We start from the raw sequence: 21,364 nt of genomic DNA, 5'->3' as shown, positions 1-21,364 counted from the left end.
GCCCCCTCCGCCCTCAACTGCGTCGGGCGTAAGCGTATTCATTGCTGCCGGCCTCCGGGTCGGCCTCACCGAGGCACGCTGCGGCTGTCGTGACGCGCAGTCTGGCGTGTTCGCAGCAGGCGCCCAGCACACGTTCAATGGCATGGGCCAGCGTTCCATCGATCTGGCCCTGCTCGTCCTCGAACGCGCTGCGATGCAGATGCGCGTCCAGCAACGGGCGCAGGGCCTGCAGCCGCCACCAACCCATGCTGCCTGCACCAAAACGGCTGGCGTCCACCGGCGTTTCCAGTCCCAGCCGGACCTGCAGTCGCGCCAATGCGGGACCATTGCCACCGACAAAATCGGCGACCGGCAGCAGGTGCCCTTCGGCCACCACCATGCCCAATCCTGGATCGGCCTGGAACGCGGCATGGATGCGCGCGGCACGTCCGCCCTGCACCAGCCGTTGCAGGAGTTCCTGGCGCCACTGGTCGCCATCGGCGCGATGCGTTGAACGCTTCGTGTGCAGCTTCAGTACTACATCGTGACCGGTCTGCAGCAGCCCTTCGGCGACCTCCAGGAACGGAAGGATGTCGCGCCCATGGTTGTCCACGGCGATGACCTCACCCTCGAGCCCATGCGCCACCAGGGCCTGCCGCACCGGCTCCGCCTGGTGTGCCGGGGTGGTCACCACGATTGTCCAGTCCAGTGCCGCTTCGCGCAGCGCGGACAGGACGTCCGGCAGCGTTTCCAGATACCAGGCATGGAGATGCACTGCCGGTTTCTGAAGCAGTGCCGGAGCAGGCACGAGCGCATCGCGGGTGGCCTGCAGCCAGGCATGACCCAGCCGTGCATCCGGTTCCAGCACGGCGCCTTCTGCCCATTCGTTCCAGGCGTTGATGAACACCATCCGCTGGCTCGCTGGCGCCGGCGCCAGACGTTCATGGATCGTGGTACGCAGCCAGTCCCGGTAGCCGCGTGGGGATGCATGCAGGTAGACGCGGCCACGGCCGGAGCGGCGCGCTTCGTTGTCCCAACCTGGGTTCACGCCCGGGTAGAGCGGGTAGTCCGGCAGCGGTCGCGCTGCAATCTCGGTGGCCAGTTCACGCCAGTCGCGCACATCGCCATTGAAGGCCGGATTGAGCAGCCATTGTTGCGCCGACAGCGAACGCGGGTTGCTCATGTTCGGCGGGAACTCTACTGCCGCGTCGAACCCGATGTCGCGTGGATCCGGGCGCTCGAAGCCCTGCACGTACGCCAGGTGGATCTCGCCGACGCCATTGTCGCGGCACCAGCGGCGCCAGCGTTCGGCGGTCGCCCGGGCGTCGGGCAGCAGGTGCGGGCGATAGACCAGCAGCATCGGCCGGCCCTCGACCTTCAAGGCACGGCGGTCGCGCAGGTAGGGCGCGACATGCGCGATGAAGGCCAGATCGTCCTCGGCGCTGTGCTGCTGGCCGATCAGGATGTCCTCGTCGCGGCCATCCCAGCGTCGTGCCCAGTTCTCGTTGGCCCAGCACAGGCAGAACGGCAGGTCGATGCTGTCGTCGGCCAGCCACTGGTGCAGCGGGTCCTCCATCAGGGTGCGGCCGCTGAACCAGTAGTAGTAGAAGCAGAACGCGCCGATGCCGTACTCCGCAGCGAGGCGTGCCTGGTCCCGCATCACCTGGGGGTTGCGCAGGTCGTAGAAGCCCAGGTCCGCCGGCAGCCGCGGTTGGATATGGCCCTCGAACTGTGGCAGCGCGCGGGTGACATTGCGCCACTCGGTAAAGCCCTTGCCCCACCACGCGTCGTTCTCTGGGAAGGTGTGGAACTGCGGCAGGTAGAAGGCCACCAGCGTGGCGGGCGATGGCGACGGCAGGACCGCCTCGCGCCACGGTGCGTGGCCGATCGCCGCCTCGTCCGCCCGCCAGCGCAGCTGCGCGCTGGCGCGCTGGCCGGCGTCATCCTGCTGCCCCTTCGGTGGTGGCGGCACCCAGTCGCCATGCCGTGCCAGCAGCCGGGTACGCAACCGGTCGCGCTGTGCCTGTGACAATGGCAGCGCCCGGAACAGGGCACGCAGCAACGGGAACACCGCTTGGCGCATGCTCATCGGGGGACGCCCGGTGACAGGTGGAAGGAAACGGACATCGGCATCTGGGCAACGGTCATGGTGCCATTTTCGGTGCTGGCGGCCATGACGGCAAACGCCGGCATGCTAGCGTGTGGCCATGCTCTTCCCCCACGACCTGCCTGACGCCGATGTTCAGCACCTGCCGGGCTGGTTACCGGCGGGCGAGGCCGATGCGCTGCTGCTGATCCTGCAGGCCGCAGTCCCCTGGGAAATCCATCGCATCCGCATGTTCGGCAACTGGGTGGATTCGCCGCGGCTTAGCTGCTGGATAGGCGATCCACAGGCGCGCTACCGCTATTCCGGTGCTGAATTCGTCCCGCACCCCTGGCCGCCCGTATTGCAGGCCATGCGTGAGCGCCTGCAGGCGGAGGGCATCGGTGGCTTCAACAGCGTGCTGCTGAACCGCTATCGTGGTGGCGGTGATTACATGGGCTGGCACAGCGATGACGAGCCGGAGCTGGGGCCGGCCCCGGTGATTGCCTCGCTGAGCCTGGGCGCGGCGCGCCGCTTCCTGCTGCGCCGGCGCGATGACCCGGCGCGGAAGGCCGAGTATCTGCTCGGCCATGGCGATCTGCTGCTGATGGCGGGGCAGACGCAGAGGTTCTACCAGCACGCGCTGCCGAAAATGGCGCGGGTGCAGGGCGAGCGGATCAACCTGACGTTCCGTTGGATTACGCCGCGGTGAGGGCTGCCGCCGGGCATGGCCCGGCGCTACCGGAACCGTGCGGCGGGCGCCGCGTCATGGCCGGCGAAAATCGTGCGGGGTAGCGCCGGGCCATGCCCGGCGAATGCTGCGGTCAGCGCGTAACGGTCGGCTGGTCGGCCTGCCCGCTCTGCAGCGTCCAACCGACGACATCCTGCGCCAGCTGCTGCAGGCCCCGTTCAAAGGCGGCGGTCACCGCCGGCATGTCGGTGCTGCCGACCGGCTGCGACTGGCGGAAGGTGCGGTCAGCGACCACGCGCTGATCGGCGACGTGGATCAGCTTGGCGTTGAGCTCGATCACCACTGTCGGCGTTGCCTGTCCCTGGTAGTCCGATTCGAAGCGGCGCACGTCGGTGGACAGCTTGTAGTCGGCGCGGATGCCGGCGGTGCTGCGCGCCACGCCGCGAATGCGGCCGGAATCCTCGAAGCCGCGCAGCAGGGTGTCTTCGATCATGTCGGTGGCCGGCTGCGCCCAGCTGGCGCCCTTGTAGATTTCCAGTTCCGACGGCGTCGGCCGCACATTGATGCGCGGGCTGTCGACCATGCGCGCTGCGCTGGGCTTGGCCAGCACCAGCTGCCAGCTGGCCTGTGGCCACGCCGGGTCGGCCTTCACCTGCACCGAGGGCGAGTACAGCGTCACTGCGGTCTTTTCGCTGCTGCCAAGGATGGAGCAGCCGCCCAGCAGGGCGACCATCGAAGCGGCCAGCAGCAGGCGCGGAAGGGTGGTCGGGCTCATTGGGGTTCGAACTCCTTCGGGGCGTCGCGGCCAAGCAGGTAGCGCGCGGGGTTGTTCTCGAGGCGGTCGCTGACCCGGCGCAGGTCGCGGATCAGCCCGCGCAGTTCGGTCAGCGTCGGGCCCAGCTGGCCGAGGCCGTCGTTGGCGAAGCTGTTGATGGCAGCACGGTTCTCACCAAGGATCGAATCGGCGTTGCCGGCGGCCGAGTCCAGCTTGACCAGCGTGCCGTCAAGCTTGTCGATGATGCCCGGCAGCTGCTGCACCAGGTTCTTGTCCAGGCGCTCGATGGTGCCGTTGGTGGTCTTCAGCGTGGTGTCGAGACTGCGCGCGGCGTCACGCGCGCTGAGCAGCAGTGCCTGGGTGCCCTGGTCGCGGTCGGCCAGGCCACCGCTGATGGTTTCCAGGTTGGCCAGCGTCGCGTTGATCGAGGCCACGTTGCGGTCGCTGAGGATCTGGTCCATGCGCTCGACGATGCGGTTGGCCACATCGGTGATGTTCTGCAGCGCCGACGGCGTGGTCGGGATGATCGGTGCCGGGTCCTTGTTGACCGTGGTCAGTGCCGGCGACTGCGGCGTACCGCCACTGAGCTGGATGATCGAGGGGCCAGTCAGGCTGGTGATCGCCAGCTTGGCACGGGTATCGGTCTTCACCGGCGTGGTCGAGTTCAGGCGGATGCGTGCGACCACCTGGCGCGGGTCATCCGGCACCAGGTTCAGTTCGATGATCGAACCGACCGCGATGCCGTTGTACTGCACCGGGCTGCCGACCGACAGGCCGGTCACTGCCTCGCGGAACACCACGCGGTATTCCTGCCAGGTGCGGTCGGAGGAGTACTTGGCGGCCCACAGGCCGAAGGCCAGCAGGGCCAGGCCGGTGATCAGGGTGAACGCGCCGATCAGCACGTAGTTGGCTTTGGTTTCCATGGCTCAGGCACTCTCGATCTGTTCGCCGCGCGCGGCACGCGCACGCGGTCCGTGGAAGTATTCCTGGATCCACGGATGATCCAGTTTCTCGATGTCCGGCAGCGGCGCGTTGGCCACCACTTTGCGGTCGGCGATCACCGCCACCCGGTCGCAGATGGCGTACAGCGTGTCCAGGTCGTGGGTGATCAGGAACACGGTCAACCCCAGTGCTTCCTGCAGGGTCTTGATCAGTCGGTCGAAGGCGGCCGCGCCGATCGGGTCCAGTCCCGCAGTGGGTTCATCCAGGAACAGCAGCGGCGGATCCAGTGCCAGTGCACGGGCCAGGCCGGCGCGCTTGCGCATGCCACCGGACAGCTGCGAGGGCAGCTTGTTGATCGCATCGGCGGGCAGGCCAGCCAGCTTCACCTTCAGCAGCGCCAGCTCGTAATGCCACCGTTCGGGCAGTTCGCGATGGTGCTCCTTAAGCGGTACCTGCACGTTCTCGCCCACGGTCAGCGAGGAGAACAACGCGCCATCCTGGAACAGCACGCCGGTGTTGCGTTCGATGTGCAGGCGGCTCTCGGCATCGTCGGCGCGCGCATCGCGGCCGAGCACCTCGATCTGGCCGGCATCGGGAACACGCAGGCCCAGGATCGAGCGCATCAGCACCGACTTGCCGGTGCCCGAGCCGCCCACCACGCCAAGGATCTCGCCCCGGCGCACGTCCAGGTCCAGCCCATCGTGCACGGTCTGGCTGCCAAAGCTGTTGACCAGCCCGCGCACGCGGATGGCCAGGTCGTGGCCGTCGTCGTCCTGCATGGGCACTTCTTCGGGGGTCGGGTGCGTGCTCATGTCACCAGTCCATGTGCATGAACCACAACGCCGCGAAGGCGTCGATGATGATCACCAGCGAGATCGTCTGCACCACGCTGGAGGTAGTGCGTTCGCCGACCGACTGCGCCGTGCCTTCCACCTTCAGGCCTTCCAGGCAGCCGATCAGGCCAATCACCAGCGCGAATACCGGTGCCTTGGACAGGCCGACCAGCATGTGCCGCACTTCCATCGTGTCGTGCATGCGGGCGATGTACATCTGCGGCGGAATATCCAGGTCGAACGCGCCAACGGTGATACCGCCGGCCAGGCCGGCGACCATCGCAATGAAGGTCAGCAGGGGCAGGGTGACCAGTAGCGCCATCAACCGTGGCAGCACCAGCAGGTCGATCGGGTCCAGTCCCAGCGTACGCATCGCATCGATTTCCTCGCGCGCCTTCATCGCACCGATCTGTGCGGTGAAGGCACTGGCAGTGCGGCCGGCCAGCACGATCGCGGTCAGCAGCACGGCGAACTCGCGCAGGAAAGCGATGTTGACCAGTTCGACCACGTAAATCTCGGCGCCGAAATCGCGCAGGATGGTCGAGCCGAGGAAGGCGATCACCGCGCCGACCAGATAGGACAGCAGTGCGACCAGCGGTACCGCGTCCAGTCCGACCTGCTCCATCTGGTGCACGGTGGCGGTCATGCGGAAACGGCGCGGCTCCTTGACCAGGCGGGCTGCCTTGACCAGGTTCTCGCCGAGGAAGCTGCACAGCGCCTTGATGTTGTGGCCGGTGGTGTGAACGCTGACACCCAGCCGCTCCAGTGCGGCCAGCACGCCGAAGTCGCGCTTGGGCTTGGGACGGTCGTCGGCCACTTCTTCGATGGTGCACACCAGCGCCTGGTGGTCGGCACGGAACTGCAGCGCGTCCTCGGCCAGGTCGGCGCGATGGGCCACGCGCAGTACCTGCAGCACGCCGGCAGAATCCATCTTCTCGATGCCGGTGGCATCGATGCCGGTCAGCGTGTCGGGAACGCCGCGCAGGACTTCGGCCGCGGCCAGCGCGGTCTTGAGGGTCCAGGTGCCGGACAGGCGGATCACGCCCGGGTCATGGGCATCCTGTTCGAGCTGGGGGGCGTGGTTCGGGGTCACTTGGGCCATTCGGGTCGCAGCATAACCGTTCTGTATCGGGCTTCGCGTCGAACTCGGATGAATTTCTCCGGTAAGCCTCAGCCTAGGTAATACTACGGCGCATGTCCGCAGACGCTCACACGATCCCCACGCCCCAGGCCACCTACGCGCAGCGCGTGGCCTTTGTTTCCGAGATCGCCGGACGCCTGCACAGCTATGGCACAACGGCCCAGCGCCTGGAAACGGCAGTGGTGGCACTGGCCCGCCAGCTCGATCTGGATTGTGAACCGTGGTCGAATCCCACCGGTATCATTCTCAGCTTCAGCGATCCGGCGCAGGCGATCGGCTCCAGTGACATCACCCGCGTGATCCGCCTGGCGCCAGGTGAAAACGATCTGCACAAGCTCAGCGTCGCCGACCATATCGCCGAGGAAGTAGCCAACGGGCGGATGAGCATCGCCCAGGGCCATACCGCACTGCGCCAGCTGGACAAGGATCCGGGCCGGCGCGGCAAGCTGCGCACCATCCTCTCGTTCACGCTTGGTGCGGCCGGCGTGGCCGGCATGTGGAAGCTGCCGTGGCTGGACATCGCGACCGCCGGTGTCATCGGCTTGATGATCGGCCTGCTCGGCATGGTCACCGACCGTCGCCCGGCCACCCGCGAAGCCGCCGAGGCACTGGCCGCGCTGCTGGCCGGCCTGGTCGCCACCCTGGTCGCGTCCTTCGTCGGGGCACTCAACCTCAATACGGTGATCATCGCCTCGCTGGTGGTGCTGCTGCCCGGCATGTCGCTGACCAATGCGGTCAACGAGCTGGCCAGCCAGCATTGGGTGTCAGGCACCGCGCGTTTTGCTGGTGCGCTGACCACCATCATGAAGCTCAGCGTCGGCGCGATGATCGCGGTGACCCTCGCCGACGTGCTCGGCCTCGATCCGGTGATCCGCGCCACGCGACCGCAGGGGCCCTGGGTGGAGTGGGGCTCGCTGCTGACCGCGGCATTCGCCTTCGCGATGCTGTTCAAGGCCAACCGCCGCGATTATCCGTGGGTGATCGCCGCCTCGGTGGCCGGTTATGCGATCTCCAAGTTCGGTGGCCACGCCTGGGGCGCACCGGCCGGCATCTTCCTGTCGGCGATGCTGCTGACTGCTGGTGGCAACCTGTTCGGCCGCCTCGTTGGCCGCCCGGGTGCAATCATCCGCCTGCCCGGCATCATCATGATGGTGCCCGGCAGCACCAGCCTGCGCGGCGTGCTGACCCTGGTCCAGCAGCAGGACGTGGGCGCCGGCCAAGGCGTGTTCCTGACTGTACTCAACGTGGTGATGGCGCTGGTCGCCGGCCTGCTGTTCGGCAACCTGCTGATGCCAGCGCGCAAAACGCTGTAGATGGGGACCGTTGGTCCACACGCCGAAAAATGAAAAACGCCGGCTTTCGCCGGCGTTTTTCATTGCAACCCGATCCGGCCTCAGGCCTTCTTGATCAGGAAATCTTCCGGCTTCTTGTTGCCCTTGGCGGTCAGCTCGGCCATCCAGCGCGGCTGCTTGCCACGACCGGTCCAGGTTTCCTTGGGGTTGGCCGGATTGCGGTACTTCGGGGCAACCTTGCCCAGCTTGCGGCCGGCGGTCTTCGACGGCGCCTTGGAGACCTTGGCCACCTTGCGCGCGCGCGGGGCCGGGGCGTCGCCGAACAGTTCCTCGATGGTGTAACCCTCGGTCTTGGCCAGCTTGATCAGCTGGGCGCGGACTTTGGTGATCGGCCGGCGCTTGGCGACGATGGTCTGCTGCTTCTTGGCGGTGCGGATCAGGGCGCCCAGCTCGCGTGCCGACAGGCCGGTCAGGTCAATGCTCATTTACTGTTACTCCGGAAACTAATGTGTGGACGGGACGAGCCAGTCCATGGCGTCGGCGGACAGAATAGAGATGAATTAATCAGAGCACAAATGCAGGCAGGACAGGGCTTGGCGACATCCCGGCTGCATTGCGTCGATTTTGACCGGATTATGTCCGCTGCAATATTGCTCGCATGCGCGTCAGGTAAAAAAAGACCGGGGCATGCCCCGGTCTTTTCCTGATCAACCCTGCAGACGCTGCAGCAGGGTGGCTTTGTCCAGGCTTTCCGCTTCGCTGGCGCGGCGTGAGCGGTACTCGTAGGTACCGGCGGCCAGGCCGCGTTCGCTCACCACCACGCGGTGCGGGATGCCGATCAGTTCCATGTCGGCAAACATCGCGCCCGGGCGCAGGCCACGGTCGTCGAGTGCCGCATCCAGGCCGGCATCGTGCAGCTCCTGCAGCAGGTTGGCCGATGCCTCGGCCACGGCGGCATCGCCCTTCGGGTTGATCACGCACACCACCACCTGCCACGGGGCCATCGCGTCCGGCCAGATGATGCCGGCCTCGTCATGGTTCTGTTCGATCGCGGCAGCCACCACGCGCGAGATGCCGATGCCGTAGCAGCCCATCGCCATCACCGCGGCCTTGCCGTTCTCGTCCAGCACGGTGGCTTCCAGGGCCTTCGCATAGGTGCGGCCGAGCTGGAACACATGACCCACTTCGATGCCGCGGGCAATCTTCAGCTCGCCGCCATCGCGCGCGCGATCACCGGCGCACACGTTGCGGATATCGGCCACTTCCGGTTCCGGCAGGTCACGGCCCCAGTTGACGCCGGCCAGGTGGAAACCGGCCTCGTTGGCGCCGACGACGAAGTCGGACATTGCTGCCACTTCGCGATCGGCGACCACGCGGATCGGCCTGGCCGGTGCCACCGGACCGAGGAAGCCGGGGACGCTGCCGAGGTGTGCGGCGATTTCCGCTTCGCTGGCAAACCGCTGGTCTTCCAGGCCGGCCACTTTGCCCAGCTTGATCTCGTTGACCTCATGGTCGCCGCGCACCAGCGCCAGCACGAACTGCTGGGCCTCGCCTTCGCCGGCCATCAGCGCCACCGACTTCACGGTGCGCTGCAGGTCGATACCGAGCAGGGCGGCGACCTCCTCGCAGGTCTTCTGGGTGGGCGTATCAACCTTGCGCATCGCTTCGCTGGCCGCGGCGCGCGCAGCCGGATCGGCGGCGATGGCTGCTTCCATGTTGGCGGCGTAGTCCGAGCCCGTGGAGAACACCAGCGCATCTTCGCCCGAATCGGCGATCACATGGAATTCCTGCGAAGCGTCACCGCCGATCGCACCGGAGTCGGCCTGCACCATGCGGAAATCCAGGCCCAGGCGGGTGAAGATGCGGCTGTACGCCACCTTCATGTTTTCGTACTCGCGCACCAGGTCTTCATCGTGCAGGTGGAACGAATACGCATCCTTCATCAGGAATTCGCGGGCACGCATCACGCCGAAGCGCGGGCGGATCTCGTCGCGGAACTTGGTCTGGATCTGGTAGAAATTCACCGGCAGCTGCTTGTAGCTGGACAGTTCGCTGCGGGCGAAATCGCAGGCGGCTTCTTCAGCGGTGGGGCTGTAGCAGTACACCTGATCCTTGCGGTCCTTGATCTTCAGCAGCTGCGGGCCGAACTTCTGCCAGCGGCCGGTCTGCTCCCAAAGTTCCTTCGGCTGGATGGTCGGGATCTGGAATTCGACGGCACCGGCGCGGTCCATTTCCTCGCGGACGATGCGTTCAACCTTGCGCAGCACGCGCAGGCCCAGCGGCGACCAGGTGTACAGACCCGATGCCAGCTTGCGGATCATGCCCGCACGCAGCATCAGCCGGTGGCTGGTGAGCTCGGCGTCGCTGGGGGTTTCCTTGGTGGTGTGCAGGTGGAACTGGGAGAGGCGCATCGTCGGCTTCGGATAACGGCAGAGACCTCTATTCTGCCAGCCCGGCCGGGGGAGGGGTATCGGCAGGGCTGCGCCCTGCACCCGCAGAAGCGGTAGTGCCGGCCGCTGGCCGGCAACCTCAACAGCAACAGCAGAAGCTGGTTTCCTGGGGATGGCGGGGTGGGTCCGGTTGCGGGGGACGGCGCAAGTACGTCCCTGTAGCCTCGATCGCCGCATCCATGCGGCTCACGCCCCCGCAACCGGACCCACCCCGCCTTCGACAGTTTTCCGCGATCTGTCATGGATCCACGCCGTGCGTGGATGAATCTCCATCGGAATCGAATATCTCGAATTGAATTCGAAGAGCATCCACGCATGGTGTGGATCTACCAGACATCGGGAAACTGTCAGGGGTGGGGCGGTGTGGGTAGGCAGGACCGTTGGCGCCATGGATGGCGCCATCGAGCCCCCATGGAAGGGTTTACGGCGTGTCCTGCCTACCCACACCGCCCCACCACCCCAAGGAATACCTGCTGCTCTGGCCGTTGCCGTTGCTTCGGCCTCGGCAGGTGCAGGGCTGCAAGCCCTGCCGATACCCTCACTCTGCTGGGCAGTACGCCTTGATCGCCGCTTCGGCCAGCCCCTTCTGCGCTGTGCGCTGCTCCGGGCTGAGCGCGGTATCGGCCTTGCCGTCGCCGTTGGTGTCCTGCATGACGGTGCCGGTGCCTTCCAGCAGGGTCAGGTTGGCGCGGGCGGTACTGCACTGCTCGGAAACCGGCGTGGCCTCGGGGGCTGCGGGCGTGGCCGACGCGGGGGCCTGGGGGCTCCGGGCCTGCTCGCGGGTTTCGTACTGTTTGCCCGCCGGAGGGGTCTCCGAATACTGGGTCACGCCATGGGCGTCCTTCCATTTATAGACCGGGCCAGCCACGGCGTTGGCACTGGCCAACAGCAGCAGGCATCCAAGGCAGGACAGGGCACGCATGGCAAACTCCACGGAATGGGCGTAGAACGCCGATTGCAGCATTGCCGCCGACCACTGGCAAGTCGATTAAACTGGATTCCATGGACCCGATCACACCGCCGCCGCGCTCGCGCACGATTTATCTCCTGCCCAACCTGTTCACCACCGCCGGCCTGTTCGCCGGCTTCTACGCGATCATCGCCGCGGCCAACGGGGATTTCGTCAACGCGAGCATCGCCGTGTTCGTGGCGGCGGTGATGGATGGCCTGGACGGGCGCGTGGCGCGCCTGACCGGTACCAGCAGCGAATTCGGCGTGCAGTACGACTCGCTGGCCGACCTGGTCAGCTTCGGCATGGCCCCGGCGCTGGTGATGTACCACTGGTCGCTGTCGTGGCTGAAGTTCGATGACCCGCTGCTCGGCCGCGTCGGCTGGGCGGTGGCCTTCCTGTATGCGGCCTGCGCGGCGCTGCGCCTGGCCCGCTTCAATACCCAGGTAGCCGTGGTCGACAAGCGCTGGTTCGTCGGCCTGGCCAGCCCGGCCGCGGCCGGGTTGATGATGTCCTTCGTCTGGGCTTTTGCCGATGGCAACCTTGGCTGGGACGGCAACCAGCTGCGCTATGTGGCACTGGCGGTGACGATCGTCGCGGCATTGCTGATGGTCAGCCGCATCCGTTTCTGGAGCTTCAAGGGCGGTGCTGCCAAGGGCGGTCGTTCAGACCGGGTGCCGTTCCTGGTGCTGGCGCTGGTGCCGGTTGCCATCGCCATCGCGGTGATCGATCTGCCCCGCGTGCTGTTTGCGGTCGGCATCCTGTACGCCCTGTCCGGCCCGGTGATGTGGGCGGTGCAGCGCCTGCGCAAGAAGCCCGAGGCCGCGTGAGCCAGGATCTGCCCGTGCTGTGGTCATCGGCCCAGCAGGCCTGGCTGCAGGCCATGGGCTACACCGTCTATCGCGACGGCCAGCTGGCCGCTGAGCTGGATGCCGCGCTGCAGTTGAGCGTGGCCGAAGCCGAGGCCGCGCAGCCAGCGGAACCGACGCGGGCAAGCCGTCCAGCCACGCGTGAGCATCTCGCCGAAGCGATCCCCGCACCCCGCGCGGAACCCCCGGCACCGCCGCGCCGCGAGACGCCGGTCACTGCACCTGATACCGCCCCTGCGCCGGTCCGCCCGCTGCCCATCGGCAATGCACGGCAGCCGGTGGTACGCCTGCCGGATCGCCTGCAGATCGCATTGTTGCGGGCCTCTGGCTGCAATCCCAACGACCCGGCGACACAGACACTGATGGAGAGCTGGCCGCTGGACCAGCTGCGTCACGATCCGGCCGCCAAACGTGCGCTGTGGCCGCAGCTGCGCGCCCTGCGCAAGCGGGGCATGCCATGAGTGCGGTCCGGCAGCCCGGTCCGATCAGCCTGCGCGCGCTGCGCGAGAGCGACCTCACGGTGGTGATGGCGATCGAGGTGCGCGGCTATCCGTTTCCGTGGACCCGCGGCATCTTCGTGGATTGCCTGCGTGCCGGTTACCCCGGCCTGGCCATGGAGCGTGATGGTCAGCTGATCGGCTACGGCATGCTCAGCATCGCCGCCGACGAGGCACATGTCCTGAACATCTGCATCGACCCGTCGACGCAGTCGCGTGGCCTGGGTCGCCAGTTGCTGCGTGCGCTGGTGCAACTGGCCGGCGACCGGGGTGCGCAGCGCGTGTTCCTGGAAGTGCGGCCTTCGAATGCGCCTGCACTGGCGCTGTATCACAGCGAAGGCTTCAACGAGATCGGCCGTCGACCGCGCTACTACCCGGCCGCACAGGGCCGCGAGGATGCGGTGGTGATGGCGATCGAACTGGTCCACGGCGACCTGCAGGCGATGCCGCCGTTGTAGCGGGGAATGGTTGCCGGCCAGCGGCCGGCACTACCGGTAGGGTAGGTGCCAACCTGGGTTGGCACGCTCTGCTCACGCCAACCGCAACGCCAACACCCCACCTACGATCAACGCCGCCGCCAGCCAGCGTGCGCGTGGTATCCGTTCGCGCAGCAGGAACACCGAGATCAGCAGCGCAAACAGGATCGACGATTCGCGCAGCGCCGAGACCATCGCCACCGGCGCCTGGGTCATGGCCCACAAGGCCATCGCGTAGGAAGCGGTGGTGCCGGCACCGCCGGCCAGGCCCAACGGCCAGTGCTGGCGCGCATAGGCCAGCACCGCGCCGCGCCGCGTGTACAGCGCCCACAGCGGCAGCGGAATGCCCGACAGCAGGAACAACCACAGTGTGTAGCTGAGCGCGCTGCCGGACTGGCGCGCGCCCTGCGCATCGACCAGCGTATAGGTGGCGATCATCGCTGCGGTCAGCAGTGGCAGGCGCAGCTGGCCACTACGAGCACCCAGTGCCATGCACAGGATGCCGGTGCTCACCAGCACGACGCCCAGCCATGCGGCAGCCGGCAGCTGCTCGCCCAACAGGGTGCCCACCAGTGCGACCAGGATCGGCGCGCTGCCACGCATCAGCGGGTAGGCCAGGCTCATGTCGACCTGCTGGTAGCAGCGCGCGACCAGTCCGTAGTACGTCACCTGCAGCAGCACCGAGGCGGCCAGCCAGGGCCAGCTGTGCGCGGCCGGTAACGGCAGGAAGGGCAGAGCGGCAGCGGACAGCAGTGCGGCGCTGCCGGTGACCAGGACGGTGCCGAGGAACTTGTCCGGTCCGCGCTTGACGATCGCATTCCAGCTGGCATGCAGTGCCGCAGCCGCGAGAACCAGCAGGAAGATGGACAGAGGCATCCAGCGATGATGCCATGCCGGGGAAATGGAAACGCCGGGCATTGCCCGGCGTTTCCGATTCCGCTTCGGTGGGTGCCCACCTCTCCCGCCGTGGTAGGTGCCAACCTTGGTTGGCACATTGCATTTGTGCGGACCGAGGTCCGCACCCACCAGCGCGGTGTTACAGCTTCGCGCGCTGCTCGCGCAGGCCGGCCAGCTGGGTGTTCCAGTCGGCCAGTCGCACGCGTTCCTGCTCAACCACCGCCGGCGGCACCTTGTCGGTGAACTTGGCCAGCTTGGTCTCGCTCTTTTCCTTTTCGGCTTCGACGCGGGCGATTTCCTTGTCCAGGCGCACGCGCTCGGCATCGAGATCGACCAGGCCTTCCAGCGGCACCAGCAGCTTCAGTTCGCCAACAATCGCGGCGGCGGCAGGCGGTGCGCTTTCGCCTTCCGCCAACCACTGGATGCTGTCCAGCTTCAGCAGGAACGACAGCGATGCGCTGAAACGTTCGATGCGCACGCGGTCCTGCTCCAGGCCGGCCTGCAGGCGCAGCGGCACCTGCTTGGACGGGGCCACGTTCAGTTCGCTGCGCACGCGACGCACCGCACTGATCACGGCCTTCAGCCATTCCACGTCGGCCTCGGCCTGGGCGAAATCGCCTTCGAACTCGGCGGCGGTCGGGTACGGACGCAGCGACAGCGTGGTCTCGGCCAGGCCCAGGCGCGGGGCCAGCTGCTGCCACAGCTGTTCGGTGATGAACGGGGTGAGCGGGTGCAGCAGGCGCAGCAGCGCTTCCAGCACGTACAGCAGGGTGTGGCGGGTGCTTTCGGCATCGGCCGCGTCGGCACCGTTCAGTGCCGGCTTGCTCAGTTCCAGGAACCAGTCGCAGAACTCGTTCCAGGCGAACTCGTACAGGCACTGCGCCAGCAGGTCGAAGCGGTAGTTGGCGTAGTGGCCCTGGGCCTCGGTGCACACCGCCGCCAGGCGCGAAAGGATCCAGCGCTCGGCATCGGTGCGCGGGGTCGGCACGCCGTTGAACGCAGCACCCTCGGTGTTCATCAGGGTGAAGCGGCTGGCGTTCCACAGCTTGTTGCAGAAGTTCTTGTAACCCTCGGCGCGGTTCATGTCGAACTTGATGTCGCGGCCGTGGGTGGCCAGCGCGGCGATGGTGAAGCGCAGCGCGTCGGCACCGTGGGCGGCGATGCCGTCCGGGAATTCCTTGCGGGTGGCCTTCTCGATCTTCTCCACCATCTTCGGCTGCATCAGGCCGCCGGTACGCTTGGCAACCAGATCGTCGATGGTGATGCCATCGATGATGTCCAGCGGATCGAGCACGTTGCCCTTGCTCTTGGACATCTTCTGGCCCTGGCCGTCGCGGATCAGGCCAGTGAAGTAGACGTCCTTGAACGGGATCTTCCCGACCAGGTTGTCGGTGGCCATGATCATGCGGGCCACCCAGAAGAAGATGATGTCGAAGCCGGTGATCAACACCGACGACGGCAGGTAGCGGTCGAAACCGCGCTCGGCCATCGCCTGCTCGTTCGGCCAGCCCAGGGTGGAGAACGGCCACAGCTGCGAGGAGAACCAGGTCTCCAGCACGTCGCTTTCCTGGTTCAGCACCACGTCGCTGCCCAGGCTGTGCTTCGCCCGCACTTCCTCTTCGCTGCGTCCGACGTAGCAGTTGCCGGTGGCGTCGTCGAACCACGCCGGGATGCGGTGGCCCCACCACAGCTGGCGGCTGATGCACCAGTCCTGGATGTTGTTCATCCAGTGGCGGTAGGTGTTGATCCAGTTCGGCGGCACGAACGAGATCGAACCGTCCTCGACCAGTTCCAGGCCGCGCTTGGCCAGATCGTCCATCTTCACGAACCACTGGTCGGTGAGGTAGGGCTCGATCACCTGGCCGGTACGATCGCCGCGCGGCACCTGCAGCTTGTGCGCCTTGGTCTCGACCAGGATGCCCAGGTCTTCCAGTTCGGCCAGCACGGCCTTGCGGGCGGCGTAGCGATCCAGGCCCTGGAAGCGCTCCGGCGCGTTTTCATTCAGCGCCGCCACCGGGGTGAACAGGTTGATCATCGGCAGGCTGTGGCGCACGCCCACTTCGTAGTCGTTGAAATCGTGCGCCGGGGTGACCTTGACCACGCCGGTGCCGAACGCGCGGTCGACGTAGTCATCGGCGATCACCGGCACGCGGCGGCCGGTCAGCGGCAGCACCACGCTCTTGCCGATCAGGTGCGCGTAGCGCTCGTCTTCCGGGTGCACCATCACCGCGGTATCGCCCAGCAGGGTTTCCGGGCGGGTGGTGGCGACGACCAGGTAGTCGCGGGTTTCGCGCAGGGTTTCCACGCCGTCGGCATCGCGCTCGACGTGCTCGTAGCTCAGGCCCTCATCCAGCGTGTAGGCGATCGACCACAGGAAGCCGTCTTCCTCGGCGCTCTCCACTTCCAGATCCGAGATTGCCGTCTTCAGCACCGGGTCCCAGTTGACCAGGCGCTGGCCGCGGTAGATCAGGCCCTGCTCGTACCAGCGCACGAAGGCCTCGTTCACTGCCGCCGACGGCTGCGGGTCCATGGTGAAGGTGCTGCGCGACCAGTCGGCAGATGTGCCCAGGCGGCGCATCTGGCGTTCGATGATGTCGCCGGACTGCTGCTTCCACTCCCAGACCTTGCCGATGAAGCCTTCGCGGCCCAGCGAATCGCGGGTCTCGCCGTTGCCTTCCAGCGCCAGGTTGCGGCTTACCACCATTTCGGTGGCGATGCCGGCGTGGTCGGTACCCACCTGCCACAGCGTGTCGTAGCCGCGCATGCGGTGGTAGCGCACCAGTGCGTCCATCAGGGTCTGCTGGAAGGCATGGCCCATGTGCAGGGTGCCGGTCACGTTCGGCGGCGGCAGCAGGATGGTGTACGGCTCGCCCGTGCCGGACGGCTTGAAGTGGCCGGCCTTCTCCCAGGCCTCGTAGAGGTCGGTCTCGAAGGACTTCGGGTCGTAGCTGGAGGCGAGTTGGGTCATGCGGGGGAACCGGTAATCAAGGCGGGAGGGAGATCAGCGCGGCCCGAGGGCGCGCCGGATCTTCTGGTCGGTGTGGTACTGGCTGACCGCGTAGGCGGCCCAGATCGCGGCGGGCAGCCAGCCGATCAGGGTGATCTGCAGGATCAGGCAGACGATGCCGGCAAACGGCCGGCCGATGGTGAAGAAGGACAGCCAGGGAAGAATCAGGGCGATCAGCAGGCGCATCAAGGGGTCCTCGCTGTACTTACATGTCGTGCTTGTTCAGGTCGTAACCGGCGGCCTTGTACTGGCGCCAGCGTTCGCGCAGCGGTTCGCGCGCTTCCGGGTCGGCCGGAACCACTTCCAGCACGCGCTCGCACTCGCCCAGCCACGGTTCATCACGCAGATTGATCACCAGCGGACGGGTCGGTGCCTCGGTGCCGGGTACGGCGATCAGCACCAGGGCTTCTTCCTCGTCCATGTCCTCGCCGGCGATCTGGTGCGGGATGTAGGCATCGTTGTCGAACGCCCACAGCAGCTCGTCCAGCTCCTCGGCCTGGGCCTGGTCGCGGGCCAGCACCAGGGTGAACAGCCCGGCGTCGTTGGCCTTGCGCGCCAGCTCGCAGACCAGGCGCAACGGCTCGGTCAGGAAGCGGGGCTTGGCGATCAGGTAGAAGTCGGCGCGGGGCATGGCAGGGTCCGGGTCAGGCAGGGGCCCGGCGCTGCCGGGCGAGGCCCTGGCCGGCGGGCGCCGGCCAGGGTCGGGTACGGCATCAGGCGCGGGCGACCTGGTCCAGCAGCCACTGGCTCAGCAGGCCGACCGGGCGGCCGGTGGCCATGCCGCGCTTGCCTTCGTCGCTGGCCACGCCGGCGATGTCCAGATGGGCCCAGCGCTGGCCTTCGGCGAAGCGCGACAGGAAGCAGCCAGCGGTGATTGCGCCGGCCCAGCGGCCGCCGATGTTGTAGACGTCGGCGAAGCTCGAATCCAGCATCGGCTGGTATTCGTCCCACAACGGCAGGCGCCAGGCGCGGTCGAACACCTGCTCGCCGGCGGCCAGCAGCTCGTTGGCCAGATCGTCGTGCTTAGTCATCAGGCCGGCGGTCTGGTGGCCCAGGGCGACCAGGCAGGCACCGGTCAGGGTGGCGACGTCGACCAGCGCGGCCGGCTCGAAGCGCTGCGCATAGGTCAGCGCATCGCACAGGATCAGGCGGCCTTCGGCATCGGTGTTGCCCACTTCGATGGTCTTGCCCGACATCGAGGTGATCACGTCGGACGGGCGGTAGGCGTTGCCGTCGATGGCGTTTTCCACCGCCGGCACCACCACCACCAGGTTCAGCGGCAGCTTGGCCTTGACCGCGGCGACGAAGGTGCCGATGACGTTGGCGCCACCGCACATGTCGTACTTCATCTCTTCGATGCCGCCCTGGGTCTTCAGGTTGACGCCACCGGTATCGAAGGTGATGCCCTTGCCGACCAGCACGTACGGCTTGGCGTCGCCGCCGCCGGACCATTTCAGCACGACCAGGCGCGGGCGGTTGGCCGAGCCGCGGGCCACGGCCAGCAGCGAGCCCATGCCCAGCGCTTCCATCTGGTGCTCGTCGAGGATCTCGGCTTCGGCGCCGTCGTGCTCACCGGCGAACTTCACGCCCACTTCAGCCAGGTAGGCCGGGGTGCAGTAGTTCGGCGGCAGGTTGCCCAGTTCGCGGGCGAACTCGACACCGGCGGCGATGGCCTGGCCCTGGGCCAGGGCCTGCGCGTCGTCACCGGCGATGGCCAGCTGGGCCAGGCCGGCGTCGTCGGCCTTCTTCTTGCCCAGGGTGGCGGTGTAGCGGTAAGCGGCGTGATCGGCGGCGATCACTGCCTGGCGGATCGCCCAGGCCGCGTCGCGGTCCTTCACCGCCACCTCGGACAGGGTGAACAGCGCGCTGCGGGCGGCGCCGGCCTTCAGCGCACGCACCGCGTCGCCCACGGCCTTCAGGTACTGCGGCACGCCGAAACGGGCCGCTTCGCCCAGGCCGACCACCAGCACGCGCGGGGCGGTCACGCCCGGCAGGTCGTGCAGCAGGGTGGTGGCGCCGGTCTTGCCGGACAGGTCGCCACGCTGGGCCAGCGCGGCCAGGCGGCCGCCGCTGGCGGTATCCAGTGCCTGCGCGGACGCAGTCAGGGTATGGTCGGCATAGGCGCCGACGACCAGGCAATCAACGGCGGCCGAAGCCGCGGCGAGGTGGTTCAGGGTGAATTCGAGAGCCATTGAGCAGATTCCATTGGCAAGTCCGTACAATCGCGGACCGTTTACGCCCAGACAGTAGACTGGGCGGCACCGCGAACGAACCCCAGAGTTTAAACCACCGCCCCATGTTGAAGCTCGACCGATACCTGCTGGGCGATTTCGTCCAGAGTTTCCTGGCTACCCTGATCGTCCTGCTGGTGGTCAGCGTGGGCGGCGTGCTGGTGGACATCCTCGGCAACATCGCCGACGGGCGCCTGCCGGCCAAGCTGCTGTTCTCGCAGCTGGGCCTGCAGTTCATCGCCTATCTGCCCCTGATCCTGCCGCTGGCGCTGATGCTGGGCCTGCTGCTGGCGGTCGCCCGTCTGTACCGGGACTCGGAAATGGCGGTCATCACTGCCATAGGCGTGGGCCCCAAGCGCCTGCTGCGGCCGCTGCTGATGCTGGTTCTGCCGGTCGTGGCTGTGGTGGGCGCCTGCTCGCTGTGGCTGGGGCCGTGGGCTGGGCGGGTGGCCGAGCAGATGATCATCGAGGCCAACCGCAGTGTGCTGATGGCCGGCCTTGAGCCGGGCCGGTTCACCCCGCTGCCCAATGGCGGCGTGGTCTACCTGTCCTCGATCTCGCCCGATGGCACCCGGCTGGGCAGGGTGTTCCTGCAGCGGCAGAAGGGCGACCGCCTCGAAGTGGTGTCTGCCGCCGGTGGCCGGATGTTCTTTGAAGGCGCCCGCCAGCGCTTCCTGGAGCTGGACGATGGGCACCAGGTGGAGGGCCCCGTAGCCGGTGGGCTGGATTACCGCCTGGCGACCTTTGCGCGCAACGACGTGGCCCTGCCCGACGGCGCGCAGACCCGCACCGAGAACGATCCGGAGCTGATGCCGACCACGAAGCTGTTCGGCGATGCCCGGCCGCAGGCCCAGGCCCAGCTGCATCGCCGGCTGGCCCCACCGCTGATCGCGCTGGCCTTCGCCCTGTTGACCGTGCCGCTGGGCCGCAGCTCGCCGCGCCAGCAGCGCTACGGGCGGATGATGCTGGCCCTGCTGGCCTACATGGTCGGCACCAACCTGATGTTCATCGGCAGCGGCTGGATTGCCACCGGCAAGATCCCGGCCGAGCTCGGCCTGTGGTGGCTGACCCTGCCGCTGCTGGGGCTGGCGATCTGGATGTATGCACGTGATGGCCGCCTGGGCCGTCCGAAGGGAGCCCGCGCATGAGGCTGCGCCCGATGCGTTTCGATCTGTACCTGGGCCAGTCGGTATTCACCACGGTGCTGTTGACCTGGGCGGTGCTGGTCGGCCTGGACGTGGTGATGGCGTTCTCCGGCGAGTTCAAGGACATCGGCAAGAACGGCTACTCGCTGGGCCATGCCGCGGCATGGGTGCTGTACACGGTGCCGCGCCGCGCTTACACCATGTTCCCGACCGCGGCGGTGATCGGCGCGCTGATGGGCCTGGGCCAGCTGGCGGCAACGTCCGAGCTGACCGCGCTGCGTGCGCTGGGGCTGTCACGCAAGCGCCTGAGCGTGTCGGTGGCGATCGCGTTGTCACTGCTCACCGCAGTGATGGTGCTCAGCGCCGAGACGCTGGGCCCGTGGGGCCAGGACCGTGCCGATGCGTTGAAGTCCAGCGCCAAATGGGGCCAGGACATTTCCACCGCACGCTACTCCGGGCTGTGGGCGCGCGAGGGCGACACCTTCCTCAGTGCCGCCGGTGGCGAAGAGCAGCTGGTGGGTGACAAGGGCACGCGGCTGATCCTGCGAGACGTACGCCTGTACCGCATCGCCGAGAACGGTGGGATCGCATCGCTGACCCATGCCGCAACCGCCGAGCACGACAACGACGGCTGGGTGTTGACCGGTGTGCGTCGCGATACGTTCGGCGAACGTTCGGCCACGCGTGAGGAAGTGGCACGCGAGCCATGGAATTCCAAGCTGGATGCCGGTGCGCTGGCGACCGGCATCGCCAAGCCGCGCAACCTCAGTGTGGCCGAGCTGCGGACCAGCATCGAGTACCGCGAGCGCAATGGGCTCGATGCGCGCGACTATGAGGATGTGTACTGGAGCCGCTGGTTCTATCCGCTGAACGTGCTGGCGCTGTGCCTGGCGGCGGTGCCGTTCGCGTTCGGCTCGCTGCGCAGCGGCGGCATGGGCAAGCGCCTGTTCCTGGGCATCCTGTTCGCATTGGGCTTCTGGCTGCTGCAGCTGTTCTTCGGCCGCATGGCCGGTGCGTTGAAGTTCGATTACCGCATTGCCTATGCCTTGCCGCCCATCGTGATGCTGGCGGTGTCCGGGCTGCTGTTCCGGCGCAAGTCGGGCTGAT

19 protein-coding genes and 1 pseudogene are annotated in these 21,364 nt (G+C 67.2%); 7 read left to right on the top strand and 13 right to left on the bottom strand.

The annotated features are described in order from the left end of the window. Positions 1 to 13: 13 nt before the first annotated feature. On the bottom strand, positions 14 to 2,068 hold the full coding sequence (locus ABR323_RS02625; protein WP_439448086.1) for a glycoside hydrolase family 99-like domain-containing protein: 2,055 nt from the start codon (positions 2,066 to 2,068) through the stop codon (positions 14 to 16). A 118-nt stretch (positions 2,069 to 2,186) separates the two neighbouring features. Between ABR323_RS02625 and ABR323_RS02620 the strand changes: the two genes are divergently transcribed. Continuing rightward, a complete protein-coding gene (locus ABR323_RS02620) occupies positions 2,187 to 2,774 on the top strand; it encodes an alpha-ketoglutarate-dependent dioxygenase AlkB family protein (protein WP_439448085.1) in 588 nt (195 codons plus the stop codon). Positions 2,775 to 2,886: 112 nt separating this feature from the next. Here the strand turns inward: ABR323_RS02620 and ABR323_RS02615 are convergent, their stop codons facing one another. From ABR323_RS02615 to ABR323_RS02600, 4 genes are read right to left on the bottom strand one after another with little or no spacing between them, the layout of a single operon-like run. Continuing rightward, complete coding sequence (locus ABR323_RS02615) at positions 2,887 to 3,528, bottom strand: ABC-type transport auxiliary lipoprotein family protein (protein ID WP_439448084.1); 642 nt, start codon at positions 3,526 to 3,528, stop codon at positions 2,887 to 2,889. Continuing rightward, positions 3,525 to 4,451, bottom strand: a complete 927-nt coding sequence (locus ABR323_RS02610) for an MlaD family protein (RefSeq protein ID WP_012509998.1) — start codon at positions 4,449 to 4,451, stop codon at positions 3,525 to 3,527. Before ABR323_RS02610 ends, ABR323_RS02615 begins: the two co-directional genes overlap by 4 nt. Before the next feature lie 3 nt (positions 4,452 to 4,454). Continuing rightward, entirely contained in the window at positions 4,455 to 5,282 is an 828-nt protein-coding gene (locus ABR323_RS02605; protein WP_135272231.1) for an ABC transporter ATP-binding protein, read from the bottom strand. Position 5,283: 1 nt separating this feature from the next. Continuing rightward, positions 5,284 to 6,405 carry an MlaE family lipid ABC transporter permease subunit gene (locus tag ABR323_RS02600; protein ID WP_439448083.1) on the bottom strand — a complete coding sequence of 374 codons (1,122 nt, stop codon included), beginning with the start codon at positions 6,403 to 6,405 and terminating at the stop codon, positions 5,284 to 5,286. Between the two features lie 92 nt (positions 6,406 to 6,497). On the opposite strand from ABR323_RS02600, the gene ABR323_RS02595 reads away from it, so the two are divergent. Beyond that, positions 6,498 to 7,757: a threonine/serine ThrE exporter family protein gene (locus tag ABR323_RS02595; RefSeq protein WP_135272233.1), complete on the top strand. Its 1,260-nt coding sequence runs from the start codon at positions 6,498 to 6,500 to the stop codon at positions 7,755 to 7,757. Between the two features lie 86 nt (positions 7,758 to 7,843). Here ABR323_RS02595 and ABR323_RS02590 read toward each other — a convergent pair. The 3 genes and pseudogenes from ABR323_RS02590 to ABR323_RS02580 form a co-directional block, all read right to left on the bottom strand. Next, positions 7,844 to 8,221, bottom strand: a pseudogene (locus ABR323_RS02590) (H-NS histone family protein); the annotation flags it as partial. A 222-nt stretch (positions 8,222 to 8,443) separates the two neighbouring features. After that, the gene (locus ABR323_RS02585) at positions 8,444 to 10,147 is read right to left on the bottom strand and encodes a proline--tRNA ligase (RefSeq protein ID WP_439448082.1); all 1,704 of its coding nucleotides are present in this window, start codon (positions 10,145 to 10,147) and stop codon (positions 8,444 to 8,446) included. A 577-nt stretch (positions 10,148 to 10,724) separates the two neighbouring features. Beyond that, a complete protein-coding gene (locus ABR323_RS02580) occupies positions 10,725 to 11,108 on the bottom strand; it encodes a DUF4124 domain-containing protein (protein ID WP_439448081.1) in 384 nt (127 codons plus the stop codon). Positions 11,109 to 11,188: 80 nt separating this feature from the next. Here ABR323_RS02580 and pssA point away from each other — a divergent pair, with 80 nt between their 5' ends. From pssA to rimI, 3 genes are read left to right on the top strand one after another with little or no spacing between them, the layout of a single operon-like run. Continuing rightward, positions 11,189 to 11,965 carry a CDP-diacylglycerol--serine O-phosphatidyltransferase gene (pssA, locus tag ABR323_RS02575; protein ID WP_046983850.1) on the top strand — a complete coding sequence of 259 codons (777 nt, stop codon included), beginning with the start codon at positions 11,189 to 11,191 and terminating at the stop codon, positions 11,963 to 11,965. After that, positions 11,962 to 12,465, top strand: coding sequence for a hypothetical protein (locus ABR323_RS02570; RefSeq protein ID WP_439448080.1), 504 nt, complete (start codon positions 11,962 to 11,964; stop codon positions 12,463 to 12,465). The genes pssA and ABR323_RS02570 overlap by 4 nt, the downstream gene beginning before the upstream one ends. Further along, positions 12,462 to 12,959 (top strand): ribosomal protein S18-alanine N-acetyltransferase, encoded by a 498-nt coding sequence (gene rimI, locus ABR323_RS02565; RefSeq protein WP_439448079.1) that lies wholly within the window; start codon positions 12,462 to 12,464, stop codon positions 12,957 to 12,959. Before ABR323_RS02570 ends, rimI begins: the two co-directional genes overlap by 4 nt. Positions 12,960 to 13,031: 72 nt before the next feature. On the opposite strand, the gene ABR323_RS02560 is transcribed toward rimI, so the two are convergent. The 5 genes from ABR323_RS02560 to ABR323_RS02540 all read right to left on the bottom strand — a co-directional run bounded on the left by ABR323_RS02560 (position 13,032) and on the right by ABR323_RS02540 (position 19,073). Next, entirely contained in the window at positions 13,032 to 13,853 is an 822-nt protein-coding gene (locus tag ABR323_RS02560) for an EamA family transporter (protein WP_439448078.1), read from the bottom strand. A 160-nt stretch (positions 13,854 to 14,013) separates the two neighbouring features. Then, a complete protein-coding gene (locus ABR323_RS02555) occupies positions 14,014 to 16,842 on the bottom strand; it encodes a valine--tRNA ligase (RefSeq protein ID WP_439448077.1) in 2,829 nt (942 codons plus the stop codon). A 33-nt stretch (positions 16,843 to 16,875) separates the two neighbouring features. Further along, complete coding sequence (locus tag ABR323_RS02550) at positions 16,876 to 17,067, bottom strand: YqaE/Pmp3 family membrane protein (protein ID WP_012510005.1); 192 nt, start codon at positions 17,065 to 17,067, stop codon at positions 16,876 to 16,878. Between the two features lie 19 nt (positions 17,068 to 17,086). After that, entirely contained in the window at positions 17,087 to 17,512 is a 426-nt protein-coding gene (locus ABR323_RS02545) for a DNA polymerase III subunit chi (protein WP_135272244.1), read from the bottom strand. An 82-nt stretch (positions 17,513 to 17,594) separates the two neighbouring features. Further along, positions 17,595 to 19,073: a leucyl aminopeptidase gene (locus ABR323_RS02540; RefSeq protein ID WP_439448076.1), complete on the bottom strand. Its 1,479-nt coding sequence runs from the start codon at positions 19,071 to 19,073 to the stop codon at positions 17,595 to 17,597. Positions 19,074 to 19,177: 104 nt separating this feature from the next. Between ABR323_RS02540 and lptF the strand changes: the two genes are divergently transcribed. Together lptF and lptG are read left to right on the top strand one after the other, a co-directional pair. Then, positions 19,178 to 20,260, top strand: a complete 1,083-nt coding sequence (gene lptF, locus ABR323_RS02535; protein WP_439448075.1) for an LPS export ABC transporter permease LptF — start codon at positions 19,178 to 19,180, stop codon at positions 20,258 to 20,260. Beyond that, positions 20,257 to 21,363, top strand: a complete 1,107-nt coding sequence (gene lptG / locus ABR323_RS02530) for an LPS export ABC transporter permease LptG (protein WP_439448074.1) — start codon at positions 20,257 to 20,259, stop codon at positions 21,361 to 21,363. The genes lptF and lptG overlap by 4 nt, the downstream gene beginning before the upstream one ends. Position 21,364 lies beyond the last annotated feature (1 nt).

Source organism: Stenotrophomonas sp. ATs4 (assembly GCF_051861585.1).
In the GTDB taxonomy this organism is placed as follows: Bacteria; Pseudomonadota; Gammaproteobacteria; order Xanthomonadales; family Xanthomonadaceae; genus Stenotrophomonas; species Stenotrophomonas maltophilia_AS.
The sequence above is the reverse complement of the archived record's forward strand: the minus strand, read 5'-3'. Positions and strand labels throughout refer to the sequence as shown.